We start from the raw sequence: 17,578 nt of genomic DNA, 5'->3' as shown, positions 1-17,578 counted from the left end.
TAATATCTCTCCTTATGCAAAGAATCCAAAATCATCTGCAGCGAATGCAATATCAATTTGGAATTCAATTCTTTCCGGAAGATCTGTACTATCTTCCTTTTCTATAATCAGATAGTAAAGTTCTTTACTATCATAAGCCTGTGATTTAAGACTAAAGTTACATCTAAATGTACGTGCCTGAACATCTTCAGTAGTCTTATCAGCAATAATCTTCTGTACATCAGAAATCTTCTTGCCAGTAGCATCCACAAAGTATGCATTATAAATACACTTCTCCCTATTTAAGCCAACTGCTTCCTTCTGATAGAAGTTAAGTGAGAAAATCATATTGCTAATTTTATGGTTTGCAGAAAGAAGATTTACTTCTACAGGCTTTGTATCATATTTATCCTTATTTCTCTGGTACTCCTTTGAGCTATTACGAAGATGTTTGTACTCAATAAGAGGTACACACATTTCCTGCAAGCTGATACCACCATGTACAAAATTCATTCCTGAACCTGCACTTGTCTTGATTCTTATGCTGCCTCTAGGCGCATATCCTGCATAATCTGTTCGTCCAGATAAAAGATTTACCGGAAGTAAGAAATCAGGATCTTCTCCCTTTGTCAAAATAGCAAAACGTCTACCATACTCTATAATTCTATGAGCAAAATCAGACTTATCTGTCTTTGATTCCTCTGTAAGCGGACTATATGTATATAAGAATCCGTGATCAGAAGTAATCATGATATTTACACCGCTAAAGTCATTAACAATGATTTTTACAAGATTCTTAATCTCATCAATAGTCTCTGTACATGCTTTAAAGACCTTCTCTTCTGACGTATGACTTGTCTCATCAATCGTATCGTGATAGATATAAACTACCTCTTTTCCCCTCACCAAGTCAGAGCGTTCGCTTCTCTTCATTGCAACAAGATCTGTTGCTTTAAGCACAATACTCTCAGAATTAACCTGCTGTAATAATTTCTCGCGGTATGTACTATCTGTGGACTGACCATCATTTAATACCTTTAGCTGATCATTCTTTAGTTCAACATTTATCTCTCTGTGCGGAAGTAACGCAGCCATACCAAACTTTGTAATTGTAGGGAAAATACCCTGCATACTAGAAAGATTAACCTTCCCCTGCATATCACGGCTTATTTCTTCTGAAAGGGAAACCGCAACTTCATATCTCATTGCATCAGAAATAATGACATAAACTCTATTATCCGCATTCTTAATCTTGCGATCATAGAAGTTTTCCTGTCTTTCAATTCCTTCAATAAAACCTTGCTTCTCTAAATCAGCTGCAACTTCCTCAGACCAGTTATGTCCAAGTCCATCCAAATACCAGTTGGTATAAAGTCTCTCAACCTTATCGCATACTGCAGTAAAAAGATCCTGAAGATTACCACCATAAGTTTTCTTACTGTTCTCATAGCTCATATGGAACTCACGATAGTAAGTATCCATCTTATAGTATTCCTTAGTGTAAGCATCCCAAATCTTCTTAGCTCCCACAATATGGAACCCTGCGGCATTCTCTTTATAGAATTCATTCATCTTTGCAAGAGCAACAATACCAGTATAATAATCCTTATACTCATCAAACCACACCATAGCTCGACGTTTCTCTGCAATTGCAAAAATACTTTCAGAGCTTACAATTTCATTTGAAATATCAGTCATAAGCTTTGACAGTATAATTCTATTTATACAAGGTAATATCTCTGTATCTGCTAATGCATCTGCAGTCTGCTTTGCTACTCTCTTTTCAAGATGCATTTCATTTTCTACTGATTCTGCAATAGAAACATAAGAATCTGCATCATCACTATGAATCCAATCAGAAATCAAGTCACTGCAATATGCCTGTAGTTGAGGATTTTCTGTCATAAAATCAGAAAGTCCATCGAAAACACTATCTGGGAGTGTTCTACTTCCAGCTGTTAAAATAATATGAGCAGCCAACTTTCCTAGACTGTGATCCACATCATTGTATCCAGTAATCTGAGAAACCATACCCCAGAACAAATCAGATGCTTCATACTTTACAAATTCCTGATATAAATAGTTATCAGCAGAATTCAATCCTGCCTTCAGAACAGATTTAATGATTGATATAGGATCTGTTCTCTGCGACTCTCCAATTGAAGCCATAACTGCAAGCTGCAATTTAGTAGGAGAATCCAATGAATCTGCCAACTTTACTACATCATCTCTTCTCGATTTCGCATTCAAGAATTTCCTATACTTCTTAACCTGATTGCGAAGAGCAACAGATGATGGTATGCCCATTTCATCCATCCATATAGCAATAAGATCTGCTCTAAACTCTTCACTATACAACTCAACATCAAGAAGCCAGTTATCATCTGGCTTCTCATAATTCATTGGATTATAAATCAAAAAGTTTTGAGTTGGTTCATCTACAGCGATTATCTTTTTGATGCTGAAATTGTTTGTCTCTGTAAGTCGAAGAACTCGCGCATTATGCAATTTTAATTCATCTATCTGATTTAGAAATTCTCCTTCTTCGTCATACCAAACAACAATTCGTCTTTTATAAAATTCATTAAGTGGAGCATCGAAACGCTTATTCAATTCTTGTGATATTGTCAGTAAATCCATTTCTTACTCCTTCTCATCGTATTTCTTTATCGCATCTAGGCACTTTTCTTCATCTTTAACCTTAAAAATAGTTCTGTATGCACCTAGCGAATACCTCATCGATTGATCAAATGCTTGATTTGAAATTTTACTCTTCATAATACGTATTTTTCTTGAATGAAATAACCCTACATCATTTTGAAGATTATACTCGTAACCCCCATCAACTATTGCAAAAGTATAAAATCTACTCGAACGATGAGGTATTAACACATAATCCCCCACCTGCATATCCACTGCAAAAGATTTCAATTGTGAAGCCAAATTAGAAATAGTAGTTTTATTATCAGTTTGCTTTTCACTTGAAACTAACATTCTAAAATCACTCAATTCAACGAATGGACTTAAATCGAATTCAAATCCACTCCATGGCAAGTAAATTCGACTATTACCGATAAAATCTTCTATATATTGCGAATTTTTCCCTGCTCTACATACCCATATCATACGAAACCTACAACTCCTTACTTTATTTTTGCAAGCACATCTTGAAATTTTGCATAATTAACCTTTATACCATCATCAAGATCTATGCTAATCATCTGATCAGCCAAATGATGTATTTTCTCTTCATATGCATGAATCTCATCATTCTGAGACTTAAGTGTATTTAGCTTCTTAGTAAGCTTAACTTTATCAGATCCGGACGCACTCTCGATTCTGTTAGTAATCTCTTCTATAGCTGTTCTGTAGCGTGCCTGTTGTTCATGAACATAATCAGTTCGAATACGCGCAATAGTGTCTGACTGATAACGATGCATATAAATCAAACACTTAAAACCATTTTTCTTACCCGAGTCGAATAGCCAATAAATCGGCTTCTTTTGATATATCTTCACATGATCAGCATAAAAATCATTTACAAAATAGTTACGGATTACTTCTCTTGACGAGCCTTTACCACCTAATGCATCAGCTATAAACTGCAAGTTCTCTTCTAGTGTCTGTTTTCCGTAAACAATCTCTACAAATTTAATAAATCTACCAACAATATCGTCATCAAAATATTCATCATCACAAATAGGAATTATTGCATCTTCATCAGGCTTGAAAGTGGTATATTTAGTAGCATCCCATTCCCCTCCTGCGTAAGCAAGTCCTGGGAAATCAAGAGAATAACGTCCAAACATACACCCTACTGCGTATGACATAAAGCTACGTATATCTCGCTGCAAATCAGCCTTTCGTACAGTGACATTCTTTTCTTCAACTTCTGCTGTTAGCTCCTCTTGTAATCCATAAATCTCAATAAAAATACGATTTAGTTTTTCTTCATTTTCCTTTAATTTTTGGAAACGAAGATAACACTCATTACTCCAATTAGTAAATGCCTCTTTTATATAGTTCATATCAACTATATGGTGCTTTGCATCCAACTCACGTTCTTCTTTTGGGAATGACATAAGTCTTACAAGAGGATGTGCTTCAAAATTCCAAGACGTCTCATATGAATCCCAATCATCTTTAGATAACTCAACTGTAGTCTTAACTAACTCTTCCACTTCGTCAATTCTATCTTGAAGTACAGGGATTTCAGCAACTCTTCCAGGTTTAAAATCAAGTGTCTGAGATGTAACTCCCATAATATAACTGGATACAGCACTATTCATAAGCCCTAAAAAATACATGACATTTTTATCTCCAGCTAAATATAACATTGATCCTTTAGAATCAGCCAATTTTCCTTCTTCTGAGTATCTACATCCAAAATTCCCTGAACTTAACGCTGTCCAAGTAATTCCTTTTCTGAATATGTAATCCAAATTATAGTTATGTGAGCGAATTCTACCAGACTTTTCATCCTTAAAATTCATAATTTCAAAACCATCTTTTTCCCAGTTCACCACATATTCATCATTACCATACCACTTTCTAAAATCTCCCCCTTTGTTATAAGGAAACCATTTTTTTCCTGATTTTTTTGCTTCTTCACGGTTCTTACACAAAAAAGAAAATTTATCAAAAGAAACTTCATACCAATAACGCATGAATAAGTCATTGCTTCCAGTTGCCATTCCTTCTCGGGTAGAACCATAATCCGCTATGCTTTTTGCATTAGAAAAAACATCTAACAATTTTCCTGACACTGAATACGCTAATGGTGAATTCGGAATCTTAGTAAAATTTCTCTCATCAGCCTCATATACATATGCGCAATTATCGCTCTTTAATGCTTCTAGCACCTTTTCCTTTTGTACTTCCATTCCTCCTCTAAAATCAGACAACTTGAAATAGATACCATTTTGACCTTTATGCTGGTTTGCCAGAACAAAAGCACAAATTGGCACTGTAGCTTCCTCAAAAGCAGAATACTCCATCTGTATTAGTGAAACTATATCTTTATTTGTAATTATGTAATTTCTTAATTTTTCATATGTTTTAATGAACATCCATACAAACGGTGTCATCAAGGCTGAATATGCGCCTTTTTTACAGAAATCAAAATTTCTATAAATAAAAATACTAAATAAATCGCTTGAATAGTCTTTATAGTTTGATGTCACATATTGTTTTAGTTTTGAATCATATTTATTCAAATACGGTGGATTGGTAGCTACAACTGCATACCTCTTACTCATTAAATATGCTGAATTAATAATCGATTTAAACGCACCTAGAAGATATGTATTATACATACTTATCTCATCAGCCACCTGCGCAAATCTTTCATAAATTTTTTCAAAATCTACTTCAGGCATCTGGAGAATCGATCCATACTCTTTCGCATCTTTTAATGTATCTAATAAAACTTCTACATCATTCTTAATAACCGCATCATGGCCACAAAAATAGTCAATGCTAGATTTATCAGCATTGTTGCTTTCCATAATCTCGTATATCTGTGGCTGAATTCCACGTGTAAAGAATCTTCTATCATACTGACGAGCTTTCATCATAACAGCGAAGTATGCAAGCTGAGTAGCTCTGCCATCTATATCAAGTCCATAGATATTGTTCTTTATAATTTCACTTGCTGCATCACGTTCTGAAAACCCATATTCAACATATATCTTCATAAGCACTTCAAAAGCGTATACTAGAAAGTGTCCAGAGCCTACACATGGATCAAATACTGTTACATCCTGCGGAGCAATTTTCTCATCAACATATTTAATCTGACCATCTTTTGGAGTCACGAAATAAGTCAGTTCCTTTGCAAGCTGACTTTCAGGATTTCTCTCAATCCAATATCTTCCCACCGAATTATCAATGAGATATCTTACAACCCAATCTGTTGTAAATAGCTGTGTTGCAGCTGGAACTTCTTCCTTTTTTACAACCTTTCCATGAAGAGGGTCTACTACCTCTTCGTGCTTTGCTGAAATATAGTACTGATACATCCAACCAATAATTTCTATCTGTCCATTATCTGAACTAATGTCAAAATTATCTTCCGGAATATCATTAACCAGTGTTTCTATAACGCTTCCTTCGCGAAGCAAATAGTCAGGCAAAAGCAATTCTGTGTAATCCTCAAGTTTCTGAAACATCTGAGGAAGAATTTCATTTAATGCATTACACTGAACCTTAAGAAGGTACTTAAAAAGTTCATCCTCATTTGAATCCTCTTTATAAGCAAGAACCTTCTCCATATCTAGTCCAGGCATTTCCAAATGAATTGCTTCGGACAAAATTTGAGGCCTAAACTCGCCATTTTCATTAGAAAAAACTCTAATATGACTAGGCAAGTAACCATTAACCTCCATAAATCTAATAGCGATGAATCTATTAAACCAAGTGTATGCAACCTCTTCCATAACTTGATCATATCCATCTTCATTAATCTTCTTTATAAGAGCCTTACGCTCATTTTTCTCAGATTCAGATAGCACTTCTCCATTTATACTATCTAGAGAAGGATTAAGTTCCTTATCCTTCACGATTTCATACTTAACAGCACGAGCTGTAACTTTTTCAATCAGCTCTTCTCTAGCCCATACTGCATATTTCTTAATCGCATTCTTATCCATGCTACCTTCTCCTTAATTAATTTGTATTCCATCACTTCCCTGTAAGTACTGTTTCATCTGCTTACGGATATTTTCTACATATGCGTCAATATCCTCATCCGATTTAAGCACCTTTGCAGGGAACATCTGTTGTCTTGCAATCTTCTTAATGATTTCCTTCTTTACAGGAGGCTTTTCTTCACTAGCATCTTCCGGTTTCACTACAGGAACTGGCTTTGGCCTCATAGCAGACTCAATTGCCATAGTCGCTCTGTCTTTTTCTGCCCACATCGGTACTGACATACCATCAAGAAGCGCCAAACTCTTTTCAGCAGCAATCTGTTCTTTCTTCTGATCAAAGAACTTATCTGCTCTTTCTGAAATGAGCTTTGTTTCTTCATTTGCAAAAGCATTCTCATGAATAACCTCTAAGCACGAACGAACTATTTCAAGAAGATTTGCTCTCTTTTCATCAAGCATTGCATCATGAGACTTTTCTACAATACTCTGCAACTCATTCAGTTCTGGTATACGCTTATAGTCATATGCTTTTCCATCTATTACATGCGTAATAAGTCTCATCTGATTAAGCGCATGCTCTGCTTCCTGATCATGACTGATATAATCTAAATCATTCTTGAGGCTCTCTACAAAGTTTGCTGCATTATCAAATACCGAAACCTGGGTTTTAAAGAAGCTCTCAACATTCTTCAGGTGATCCTGCATATCATAGAGTGTATCCTCACTTGCTACTACTTTATCTATGAGTGCAATGTTGTCACTCTTCTGAGAAAGAACATCTCTTACAACTCTTACAGCATCTCGAACTGCTGAATGATCAGGGTACTTATGTCCTTCATATTTTGCACTAAGTTCATTGTAATGATCTTCCAGTTTTTCAAACTCAGTAATGATAAATGCAATAAGACCATCTTCATCTGCAGGTACGTCCATTACATCAAGGAAGTCTCTTAAGAAATCTCTTACTTCTTTAACCTTTGCAGGACTTACAACATGACGTTTTGTAATTTCTGTCTTTCCTACTTCACTCTTCTTACGAAGCATATCCGGAAGTCTAGGATCAGTAGGCTGAATTGTCATTCCACTGTATTTAATAGTTACCTTTTGTTCAAAAATAAGAAGCGCAACTACAGCGGCAATATCAATCTCTCTCCAACCATAAGGAAGCTTTTGATATCTTTCCTGAATATCTGACATTTTAGTTTTTATAGTTTTTCTCTCCTGCATTTCAAGATATTCTTCTATTTTCTGTGCAGCACCACTATTTTCATGATATCCGGCAAACGAAGTCTCCTGACCAGTTAATACATTAATAATATCCGCGTCCGAATTTGCATTCTTTCCTACAAGTTCAAGCTCAGAATATACATGAGTAACAAGATACTCAAGAGCTTGATCTAACTTACTCTTTGCATCTCCACTTTTGATATCAACATGCTCGCCATCTACATAAAATGCAGCTGTCTCGATAGCCTTCTTGATTGCATCAAGAGCATCATTTTCATACTTTGTGGCCTCATCCTGCTGATTACGAATAATATCCTGAACAGACTTAGGAAGCTGGGCTACATTTCTTGTCTTTACATACTTTCTAATCTTCAGAGCATTCTCAATAAGCTCATAATATTTACCATCTCCAAGAACAACGATTGCCTGTCCCTTAGAGTTTGTTTGTAATCTAAGCTCATTCTTTTCAGTATCATCTGTTGCGATAGAATAAATCTGTAACTTCATTCCTCCAGTAACAGATCCATTTGCCTGACCATCCACATACTGGTCATATGGGAAGTCATAGATCTTATAACGATACTTCTTCTTATCGTAAATATCGCCAAATACTAGATGACCAATTCTTTCGATAATCTGAGCAGTATCTACTGATGTATCTTTAATTTCTCTTGCGATATCCTGCTCTTCATCAGTAAGGAAGTTATATGTATTACCAGTTCTACCAATGTAGTTCTGGCTAAGAAGTCTATCTAAAGATTCTCGAACCTGCTCACGCATCTGAATCTTATCCATGTTGATATTATCAGCCATAAGGATAACGATAGAATCCAAAGTTGACTTCACATCATTGTCCAGATAACGAATCAAATAAAGGAGTTTTAATACATCAACATCCTGCGGTTTGATACCTCTGTCTTCATCAGCCGCTGTCTGACATCTTTCGATAACACGACGAATAGCACCGTCCAAAAATGTATGAACAGTGTCGTAGAAAAGATAGAATGGAGCAATGCTGTATTCATCTTTATTTTCAATTTTCTGTGCAGCTTCCTGAAATCCTGAAAGCATAGATCTCTCACCACCGGATAAGTGCTTACCAGCGTTACCATGCTTACGAATCTCAGAGAATACCTTCTGCATCAAAATAAACTGATATGGAACAAATGGGAAATTCTTAGAGAAATCCTGGGCTGTCTCATATCCTCTGATATCTAAGAGTGCATCATCCTTATTGAACTTAAGTAAGTTTCTAAGTACAGAATCACTTGATTCAAATACTTCTGTAAGTCTCTTGTCAGCTTCATCTGTCTTAGACAAAATTCTCTTTTGAATAACCTCATCTGCAGATGCAGATGAAAGAGAAAGTCTTGTCTTAAATCTTGCCTGAATACGTGAGAACTCATCCTGACGAGTCTTAATGATCTCATCAAGTGCTTCCTGGCCAGTACAAACAACCCACACTTTTCCTTCGCACTCACTACCGATTTTTTCTACAAGTGACTGTAAATTTGTAAGATGATCTATATTGGTAGCTGTGTACTGACCAACCTCATCTGCCATAAATAACAATCTGAAATTATCTGGTTTAGTGCTTACATAAGCTTTTATCTCTGATACAAACTGTGCAATACTCATTTCAACAGTCTCTGTACCATTGAACCAGTTATGAGCTGCCTCTTCGCTCATGCCAAGTACTTGCTGTAATGTCTCAACAATATCATCCTCAAAGAATGCAAATGCATCTCTTGTTTCAAGCCAAGGCTGTCCATTCTTTTCTTCAAATACTCTTCTGAATTCCTCTGTTTTACCCTGTTTATCAATAAACTGTTCAAGCTTAGCAACCTTAAGATCCTCACCATAGAATCCAAGGTAGTTATAAAACATCTTTGCAAATACTCGAAGTACTGCTGTAGCATCTTTATTGATAGACCCCTCAATATCAATATTGAAAAGGATTGTATCTGTTTCCCCTTTAGTTGCTCGGTCAATGAGCATAAATGTAGCTGGATCATCTTCAAACTTACTGCGGAATCGCTCTACAGTTCTAATACCATCTACTTCTTTATTCTCTAAGATGTATGAAAGAATCTTCAAGAAATGAGATTTACCACTTCCAAAGAAACCAGAAATCCATACACCGATGTCTGCTGTTTTATCGTTAAATGCATCACCATAATTATTGAAGAATGAAATAAAATGCTTCTTCAATTCTTTTGTGATAACATATTCATTCAATTCCTGCACCAATACTTCTTTGGCATCTTGATCTACTTTGACGACACCATTAATCTTTCTATCAATGTCGTCCTTAAACATCTGCTGAATCTTCATTCTATATAACCCTCCAAGTTAAATTGCATTAAACGCTCTATAATATCCATTAGGCTCTAACTTATCAAAAAGTCTAAGCTGTCTTCCATTGAAACTACCAGGATACATAACCAAGATTGGAATGTTTGTTACTTCCGGTTGTATTGCTTCAAGAAGCGCATGAACTCTTGTGAATGGAAATACTTCCCCGACTCCTGTAATAAGAAGTACATCTCCATCCCTCTGCTCTTCTGGTTTAATCTTTTCAACGAAAGCTTTATTATTTGCAAATCTGAGAATCTGATCTTTCAGATACTCTTTGCCTTTCTTCTCTTCCATAGATGTAGCGCCTTTTGTGATACGCTTGTCATCACAAATCTCTAAAAATGCTCTATAAAGATTTTTCTCTATTACGTGGCACGCCAGATCTTGATCAGCTACAAGCTGCTCTGTAAAATATCTAACTGCCATCTCATCTGCAGGATCATAGCAAAATATATGAATATTCACCTCATTGCTTAGTCCATTTCCTTTAAGAAAATCTTCTTCCTGAATTCTTGTTTTTAGTTTATCCAGGCGTTCTAAAATATCGCTCATATATCAATCTCCTAGACTCTTTATTTAGTAAAAACAATTGAATGCTGGCAAAGCCACATCATTACCATCGGCTCTTATCGCATTATCAACTTCAGAGCAAATCATAACTGGATTAAGCTTGGTCGCTCTTGGTCCATCAATGTATTCATTCTCTATGAGAATCTTATTAAGCACTTGCTTAATCTTATTTACAGTCGCATCACTCCACGAAGCAACTTCGTCATCCTGTTCCTGTAAGCGCATAAAGAAAACATTCAAATCCACCCTGCTATATGATAAATCCTGCTCTCTAAACTTAGCGCCAATCACCGTAATCATGAAATCCCAAACAAGTCTGTATTGCTTCATCATGGCATAAAGGCATGCCTGCTTTGATACTTCCATTGGACTATGTGCTATGACTTCAACTAGTGCCATATCATCTAATCCATGTAATCGTTTTAGACATACATTTACTATATTTTTAATTGTTCTCTCAGTTGGGAACTGAAACAAGTTTTCTTCGACAACTCGTTTTACAATCTCTTCATCAGGAAGAGACTCATCTGTCATTAACCTTGCGACTGTTTTTGTCTCATGATAAAGAAACTGTTCTCTTGTCAGTCCGCCATTACCTTTATAATCTCCCAAGCTCTAATCCTCTTTTTCTTTTTTTTCGTAATGAACTAAATCACCGAAATCACAATCGAGCTTATCGCAGATTTTTTCTAATACCAGCATTGAAACTGGTTCACCTTTACTCATTTTGGCAATAGTGCCACTGCTAAGCTTAACTTCGTTCATCAAATCTGTTTTGTTCATGTTGTTGTCGATTAATAATTTCCATAATCCGTTGTAAGAAATAGCCATATACCAACCTCTCTATTCGCTATGTACATACGCTTCTTGTAGTATTATACCCACATAAAGATAGTATACTATGAACATAAAGAATAAACAATTAGAACATCGAGAAAATCTTCGAGTTTATAAAGATTACGTGCATAACGTAAAGTGAAAATTTAACGTAAAGTGAATTTTTAAATTCCGTTATGACAATGACATAAATTTATCAAAAATATTCTTCTTAAAGCCTTCTCCAAAAACATCTCTCGCAGCATCTAGTTTCATTACAATACTTTTAGATACGAGCTTAGCCTCCAATACAGGTGGCAATTCCTGATGAATATACTGTAATTCATAGTATCTTCCACCGTCAGGATATGAATATGTCAATTGATTCTTTTTTTCATCAATCTTGAATTGCTTTGGTTCTGTATTCCATGCGGTTTTAATTTTATCTATGGCACCTCTACCAATGGCAAGATCACCAAAGTAATCAGCATATTTCAATTCAGATACATATTCTGGAATCTCATCATTGTATTCATGAATTATCTCTGAAATAACTTTTGATGACTCAAGGAAAATATCAGGAAAATAGTTCTCATCATCTTCTGTCATGCTTGCAACCATATCATCGATGACTTCAAACATTCTCCTTACGTACTCACAGTAAAATGCATTGCTCATTTGTCTAAGAGACTCATTTATCTTCTTTCCATTGTAAGTACCAGCTTCTTTTTCTATCTGAATATCTATTCTACAAGTAACTACACGCTTAGATATATCCGGTTTTAATGCAGCTAATTTATTTGTGGAAATAACAATTGATGGATAGTTTATAAAATGTTCCCTAAGCCCCCAAGTATCATCCTTAAATACTTTCTCATAATGTGTGTCATATTGATTCTTTGATAAATCATCAATTATAATTGGCAGACCTTCACAAGCACGTTTCAAATCGCTAATATTCGTTGCTGTAAAATCACCGTTAGAATTAACAGGTATCTTCTGACCACAAAGCATTTTTGAAAGCAACTTTGTAAAAGTCGTCTTTCCGCCATTTGAGTCACCATACAAAATTCCAAATACTGGGAATGATGTTGTTGGATAGTTATATTTATTACCTATATACCTCAAATATGGCATAAAAGGACTACAGAAGAACCAATTGAGAAACTTAAAATAGTTTTGCTTTGCAAGGTCAGTATCGCCATAGAAATCTGAAAGACTTCCAATATAGCTTGTTAATGCAACTATATCTCTCTTTATAGCATCTGAACTAGGATTCAAATTTAGTTCTTTACCATTAAACAATAGTTTCTTAAATTCATAATCAACATGGAGCTTTGGTAACATTTTCTTTTTTGTTACATTTTTCTGTACTTGATCTTTATATTTTCTCTTAAAACCTCTAGTGTGTTCCCCAGTAAATAACACTTTTCCATTTTCTTCTTTTTGTTTTGGAAGTAATGGCTTAATCTCTGCTTCCAAACCTTTTATATCCGCAACAATTTCAATTTCTTCTACTGGTGAAGATGGTTCAAGAATAACCATTTGATTCTGTTCCACAGTTCTGATTATAGGCACATCTTCTACGTTTTCACGAACATAATCATCGTCATCCAAAACAGCAGCAATAACTTTATCACTTACCTCATCAGAACAAATATCTCTAAACGAATCAAATCTATCCTTGTAATAATCAAATGCTTCTTTGTCATCAAAGCATACTATATCCTCTCGCTGCCTATTCAAAAAAGCTGAAGCTGATAAATTCGCAGAACCTGTAATTACTCTTGTGCGTCCATCTTTTGCCTTAAGAATAAATATTTTCTCATGAGACATAGTATCTCTAGACACTCTTATATCCAGTGACTCACTCTCAATTCTCTCGGCCAATCTTTTGGCAATCTTACTTTTGACTAATAATTCAACTGTTTTCAATTGCATAGAAATAATAGCTGCCATATCGCTACTTAAAATATTCTCGCAGCCAAAAATCATCTCTGCATACTCAAACTTATCTAGTACTTTTTCCATAAACTGTATTCCTGAAGAAAAAGTAATGCCATATAATTCATCAAAACCATCGAATAGTTCACTCCAATCTTGACTGACAACTTCTTTAAACTCTGCTTTAACTATCTTTAATTTTCCGTCCTCAGCTGCTTCCATCTCTTCTGGAGCAAAATCAAATAGAGTCATCTGGTCCATTTAATAATCCTTTCCTTTCTGTAAGAACTACAATTCGTTTTACTAATAATTCTAATTATACACTTTTCTTTTTAATATTGTCCGTTTTATCGTACTAAATATATCAAAAATCCCCATCATAAAAGCATTCGTTAAAATGGGGACATTTCATACAACACTGCCCACAACTTCTCTTTTCAATCCTTTTCTTTTTCTGTAACCAATAAATAAGTTTTCTCATAAACATCCTTCCCCCCTATTCCGCTATAACACATTTCGTATAGCTTATAATTGCATCTATTCAAGATAATCGTCTCCTCTACTGGATTGTCCATCGTCCAGTAATAATGTCCTTTATAGTAGTAATAAATATGTTCTCGATCAGCGTAAGTTTTTGCAAATATCCAGTTTTGTCTATTTATAAATTCAGCAAAATCTTTTTTCTCCATAGTTAAACCTCATAATCCTTGTATCTTACTAATATCACTATATCAAAGCATGCCGCGGTTTATCGGACAGCTCAATCCCGCTATTTTACTGACTTTTCTCAATAAACTCATGTAAAAAACACAAAAAAGCAGCTCATCGCTGCTTTTAAATCAAAACTATATTTTAGGCTTCAAACTTAAAGTCAAATCCATTTCTTTTAATGTCATCAACTATTCCCGCATTCATCCTACGCTCTTGTTCATCTATCATTATATCGACCAATTCTTGTTGATTTTCTGTTAAACAATCATAGAGCTTGTCCATCATTACACATATTAAGTCATCTAAAATAGATTCCTCCATACAATCCATAGCAACCATTTGCATCAAAGCAAAATGATTTCCAGCTGCAAATAAATCCTCTCGGCTACATACTATTCTATCCATTCATGTACCTCCATTCGCGAGATAGTACCATGAAGTTGTGTTTAAACCATTAATAATCCATGAACAATCTGTATATGATGATTAGTAGTTAGAAAGAAAAGCTTCCGCTTCAGCATGCATTTTTTCAACAACTGCTTCTGGACCAGTAACCTTTACATCACTGCCTAATCCAAATATCCAGCCAAAGAACTGAGAACTAATAGCTACATCTACAGCTATCATACTTCTGTCTTGTCCCGCCTCTCTAATAGCAATATCCTTACCAAAGCGATCAATGAATATTCCTACCTTATCATTAGGAAACTCAATATGAACACGCTTGATTTCTCCACCAAACATGGAAAAGTTTTCTAAAGCATATGTACCCATATCAAAATTATTGAAGAACTCTTTACCTTCACGCAGCTCATCTATCTTGTTGAGATGTAGCATCTTGTCCACACGGTAATGTTTAACCTTACCAGCCTCACTATCATAGGCCACCAAGTAATAGTTCTCATCAGCCCAGGTAAGTGCCCATGGACTGACCTTATAAAGCTCACCATTTTTTCTAGGCTCAAGGTTCTTTTCTACTGTCCAAGAACAATACTGAAAAGTGACTTTCTTATTCTCCGCTATGGCAGTATGAATATCATCCACTGCGTAATAGGTACTTTCGTTCATGGACTTAATACGATCATTTACATATACCTGGCGTTGCAGCTTATCTGCCTGATATTTGCTAACAAAGCCTTTCATCTTCTTTATTAATTCTTTTGATTTGTTTTGGGAAATAAACTTTGAAGATTGAATAGCATCTATTAGCAACTTTACCTCCGCAAGCTGAAACTGACGTGAACCAACGTGATAGAAGGTCTCACGGCCAATCTGCTCTTTGATAACTTCAACATCAAGATTTTCATCCATGCATTTGAAATCATCATAAAGACTCTTTCGCTCCGCAGTGATATCGTAAGCCTCTAACTTCTTGATTATTTGCTGCAGTGTAAGGCTATGTTCATCATCCGTCTCCTCCTGCATGATTTTACAAAGCATGCTTAACTTAAGTTTTTGATTTAAACCCTTAGACATAAAAATCCCCTCCGGCTATATTAGATATACGTCAAGTATAGCATAGAGGGTGATAAATTGGTCTAGGTTTTATTCTTCTACAATCCTAGACTTCATATTATCTTGTAGAACCTATAAATACATAAGACACAAAAAATCAACGAAATCATAATTAGCAATCTTTCCAAGAGAACTGCGTTCCGGCAGCATCTATAATACACGGATTTTAATAGGCCTTTTTCCAACGTAAAACTCCTTACTCATTGAGTAAGGAGTTTTGTTTTTTACTATTCCCAGGTAATAGTATACTCTGTACCTGTAGTATCGCCTATTTGATTTATATAATTTTCAATAAGACTTTTTGCTTGTAGCTCAGCAGTGTGTACTAACGTTGACCTGTTAATAACATCTTGTTTCATCGATTCTTGAGCTTCATTTATTGCATTTGTTTGATCACTTGCCGTAATTGGATTCTTTTGAACAAAATTGTCATCAGAAATAACATAAGAATCCTCATTCCATGATGTCTCATCTACTGAACAACTAATAATTGGTTCCGGGAGTTTCAAAGTAATATTAGTTCCATCTTGTGATATTTCTAATTTTGAAGTATCAAATGAGATTTCTACCTCGCCAGTATATTCAATCCAAAATGTTCTATCTTTTTCACCGAAATGAGAAAAACCTTTGCCGGCACTTTTTTGTGATTTTGCAACATTATGATAATAGCATCTTAAAGTGGCTAACTCACAGATGTTTTTTATTTGATCTACCTGTGGTGTTGTCTGCTCTTCAGATAAATCTGTTTGCTTTTCTGCTTCCACTTGTTCATCGGCTATGTCACTTTCTGTTACCACACTAGCTTCATCACTATTTTCATTTGTATTAAATTGAAATGCACATCCTGTAAACTGCAACGTTATTAACATCATTATTACAAAGCAATGCAATATCCTATTCTTCACCATAACCCACCACCTTCACAGTATATTGTTCTTCACTACTTACTTGATTAACCCATGGTTCAACAAGGGCTTTTTCAGCAGCTTTGGCAGATTCTGTTGCTGAAATAATAATATTGTCATCATTATTAACTTTCTGCTCTAAGTCCTCGAGCGCTTTCTTATATGCCTCTTGTGCTACAGTCTCTGTATTATATTTCTTTTTTACAAATATATATTCCATCGTACCAGCATCTATAGTTGGTTTCTCTACAGTTACTTCTGGTAATTTGATAGTAATTGTATTTGTGTCTTCATCCAACTCAACTTCTATTTTAGAAACATCAATTCCAGCTTTTACTGTTCCTTCATATGAAACATAATATTTGACTTCTTCTTTATCACTGTCTTCCTTATATACAGCACAATAGCCATTGTATGGATATGCTGCAGTATACAATTTGCTAGTTTTTATTACATCAGTTAGGTTATTTTCTGAAATAGTTGTAACCTTACCTTCTTCTCCAATAATAGTTTCCTCAACCACTTCAGCTGTTTGTTCTGTGGATTGTTTCAATAATATTGGGAAATAATAAATCCCGGCATAAACTAAAGCTACTAGGATAAATACAAAAATTACAAATCTGATTAACTTTTTGATTCCCATATGCTTATGATAATCTGCTTTGCTTTTATATATATTCTTTTCACTTATAGTATTTACATGTCCACACTCTGAACATTTCCATTTTTTATGTGTGGTTGAAAACCCCTCTTGAATATTCAATGGTGATCCACATTTATCGCACCACCAATCTATTCCCCCGAATTGATTATTCATATTTCATCCTCTCATTATTTATTTTTCCATATAAATCATTATACACAAAATCCTAAATCTGCGCCTATAGTGCAGTCAAATGCTTA

The 17,578-nt window shown here is 35.1% G+C and carries 13 protein-coding genes; all 13 read right to left on the bottom strand.

Features of this window, described 5'->3' with window-relative positions:
• Positions 1-12: 12 nt before the first annotated feature.
• Complete coding sequence (gene pglZ, locus BMY66_RS00595; protein ID WP_090393805.1) at positions 13-2,619, bottom strand: BREX-1 system phosphatase PglZ type A; 2,607 nt, start codon at positions 2,617-2,619, stop codon at positions 13-15.
• A gap of 3 nt (positions 2,620-2,622) precedes the next feature.
• The gene (locus BMY66_RS00590) at positions 2,623-3,105 is read right to left on the bottom strand and encodes a hypothetical protein (RefSeq protein WP_090393804.1); all 483 of its coding nucleotides are present in this window, start codon (positions 3,103-3,105) and stop codon (positions 2,623-2,625) included.
• Positions 3,106-3,122: 17 nt separating this feature from the next.
• Positions 3,123-6,629 carry a BREX-1 system adenine-specific DNA-methyltransferase PglX gene (gene pglX / locus BMY66_RS00585; protein ID WP_090393803.1) on the bottom strand — a complete coding sequence of 1,169 codons (3,507 nt, stop codon included), beginning with the start codon at positions 6,627-6,629 and terminating at the stop codon, positions 3,123-3,125.
• Between the two features lie 12 nt (positions 6,630-6,641).
• On the bottom strand, positions 6,642-10,190 hold the full coding sequence (brxC, locus tag BMY66_RS00580; RefSeq protein WP_090393802.1) for a BREX system P-loop protein BrxC: 3,549 nt from the start codon (positions 10,188-10,190) through the stop codon (positions 6,642-6,644).
• 18 nt (positions 10,191-10,208) lie between these two features.
• The gene (locus BMY66_RS00575; protein WP_090393801.1) at positions 10,209-10,766 is read right to left on the bottom strand and encodes a DUF1788 domain-containing protein; all 558 of its coding nucleotides are present in this window, start codon (positions 10,764-10,766) and stop codon (positions 10,209-10,211) included.
• Positions 10,767-10,790: 24 nt separating this feature from the next.
• Positions 10,791-11,396, bottom strand: a complete 606-nt coding sequence (locus BMY66_RS00570; RefSeq protein WP_090393800.1) for a DUF1819 family protein — start codon at positions 11,394-11,396, stop codon at positions 10,791-10,793.
• Between the two features lie 3 nt (positions 11,397-11,399).
• Entirely contained in the window at positions 11,400-11,615 is a 216-nt protein-coding gene (locus tag BMY66_RS00565; protein WP_004604392.1) for a helix-turn-helix domain-containing protein, read from the bottom strand.
• Positions 11,616-11,795: 180 nt separating this feature from the next.
• Complete coding sequence (locus tag BMY66_RS00560; RefSeq protein ID WP_090393799.1) at positions 11,796-13,805, bottom strand: phospholipase D family protein; 2,010 nt, start codon at positions 13,803-13,805, stop codon at positions 11,796-11,798.
• Positions 13,806-13,981: 176 nt separating this feature from the next.
• On the bottom strand, positions 13,982-14,233 hold the full coding sequence (locus BMY66_RS00555) for a hypothetical protein (protein ID WP_090393798.1): 252 nt from the start codon (positions 14,231-14,233) through the stop codon (positions 13,982-13,984).
• A gap of 163 nt (positions 14,234-14,396) precedes the next feature.
• A complete protein-coding gene (locus BMY66_RS00550; protein WP_090393797.1) occupies positions 14,397-14,660 on the bottom strand; it encodes a hypothetical protein in 264 nt (87 codons plus the stop codon).
• Between the two features lie 81 nt (positions 14,661-14,741).
• Positions 14,742-15,731, bottom strand: coding sequence for a helix-turn-helix transcriptional regulator (locus tag BMY66_RS00545; protein WP_090393796.1), 990 nt, complete (start codon positions 15,729-15,731; stop codon positions 14,742-14,744).
• Positions 15,732-15,997: 266 nt separating this feature from the next.
• Positions 15,998-16,678, bottom strand: a complete 681-nt coding sequence (locus BMY66_RS00540; RefSeq protein ID WP_143064486.1) for a DUF4230 domain-containing protein — start codon at positions 16,676-16,678, stop codon at positions 15,998-16,000.
• Positions 16,665-17,492 (bottom strand): DUF4230 domain-containing protein, encoded by an 828-nt coding sequence (locus BMY66_RS00535; protein ID WP_090393795.1) that lies wholly within the window; start codon positions 17,490-17,492, stop codon positions 16,665-16,667. The genes BMY66_RS00540 and BMY66_RS00535 overlap by 14 nt, the downstream gene beginning before the upstream one ends.
• Between the last annotated feature and the right edge of the window lie 86 nt (positions 17,493-17,578).

Source organism: Pseudobutyrivibrio sp. C4 (assembly GCF_900111635.1).
GTDB classification, from domain to species: Bacteria; Bacillota; Clostridia; order Lachnospirales; family Lachnospiraceae; genus Pseudobutyrivibrio; species Pseudobutyrivibrio ruminis.
Note: the sequence above shows the minus strand (reverse complement) of the source record. Positions and strands in the feature narration are given on the sequence as shown.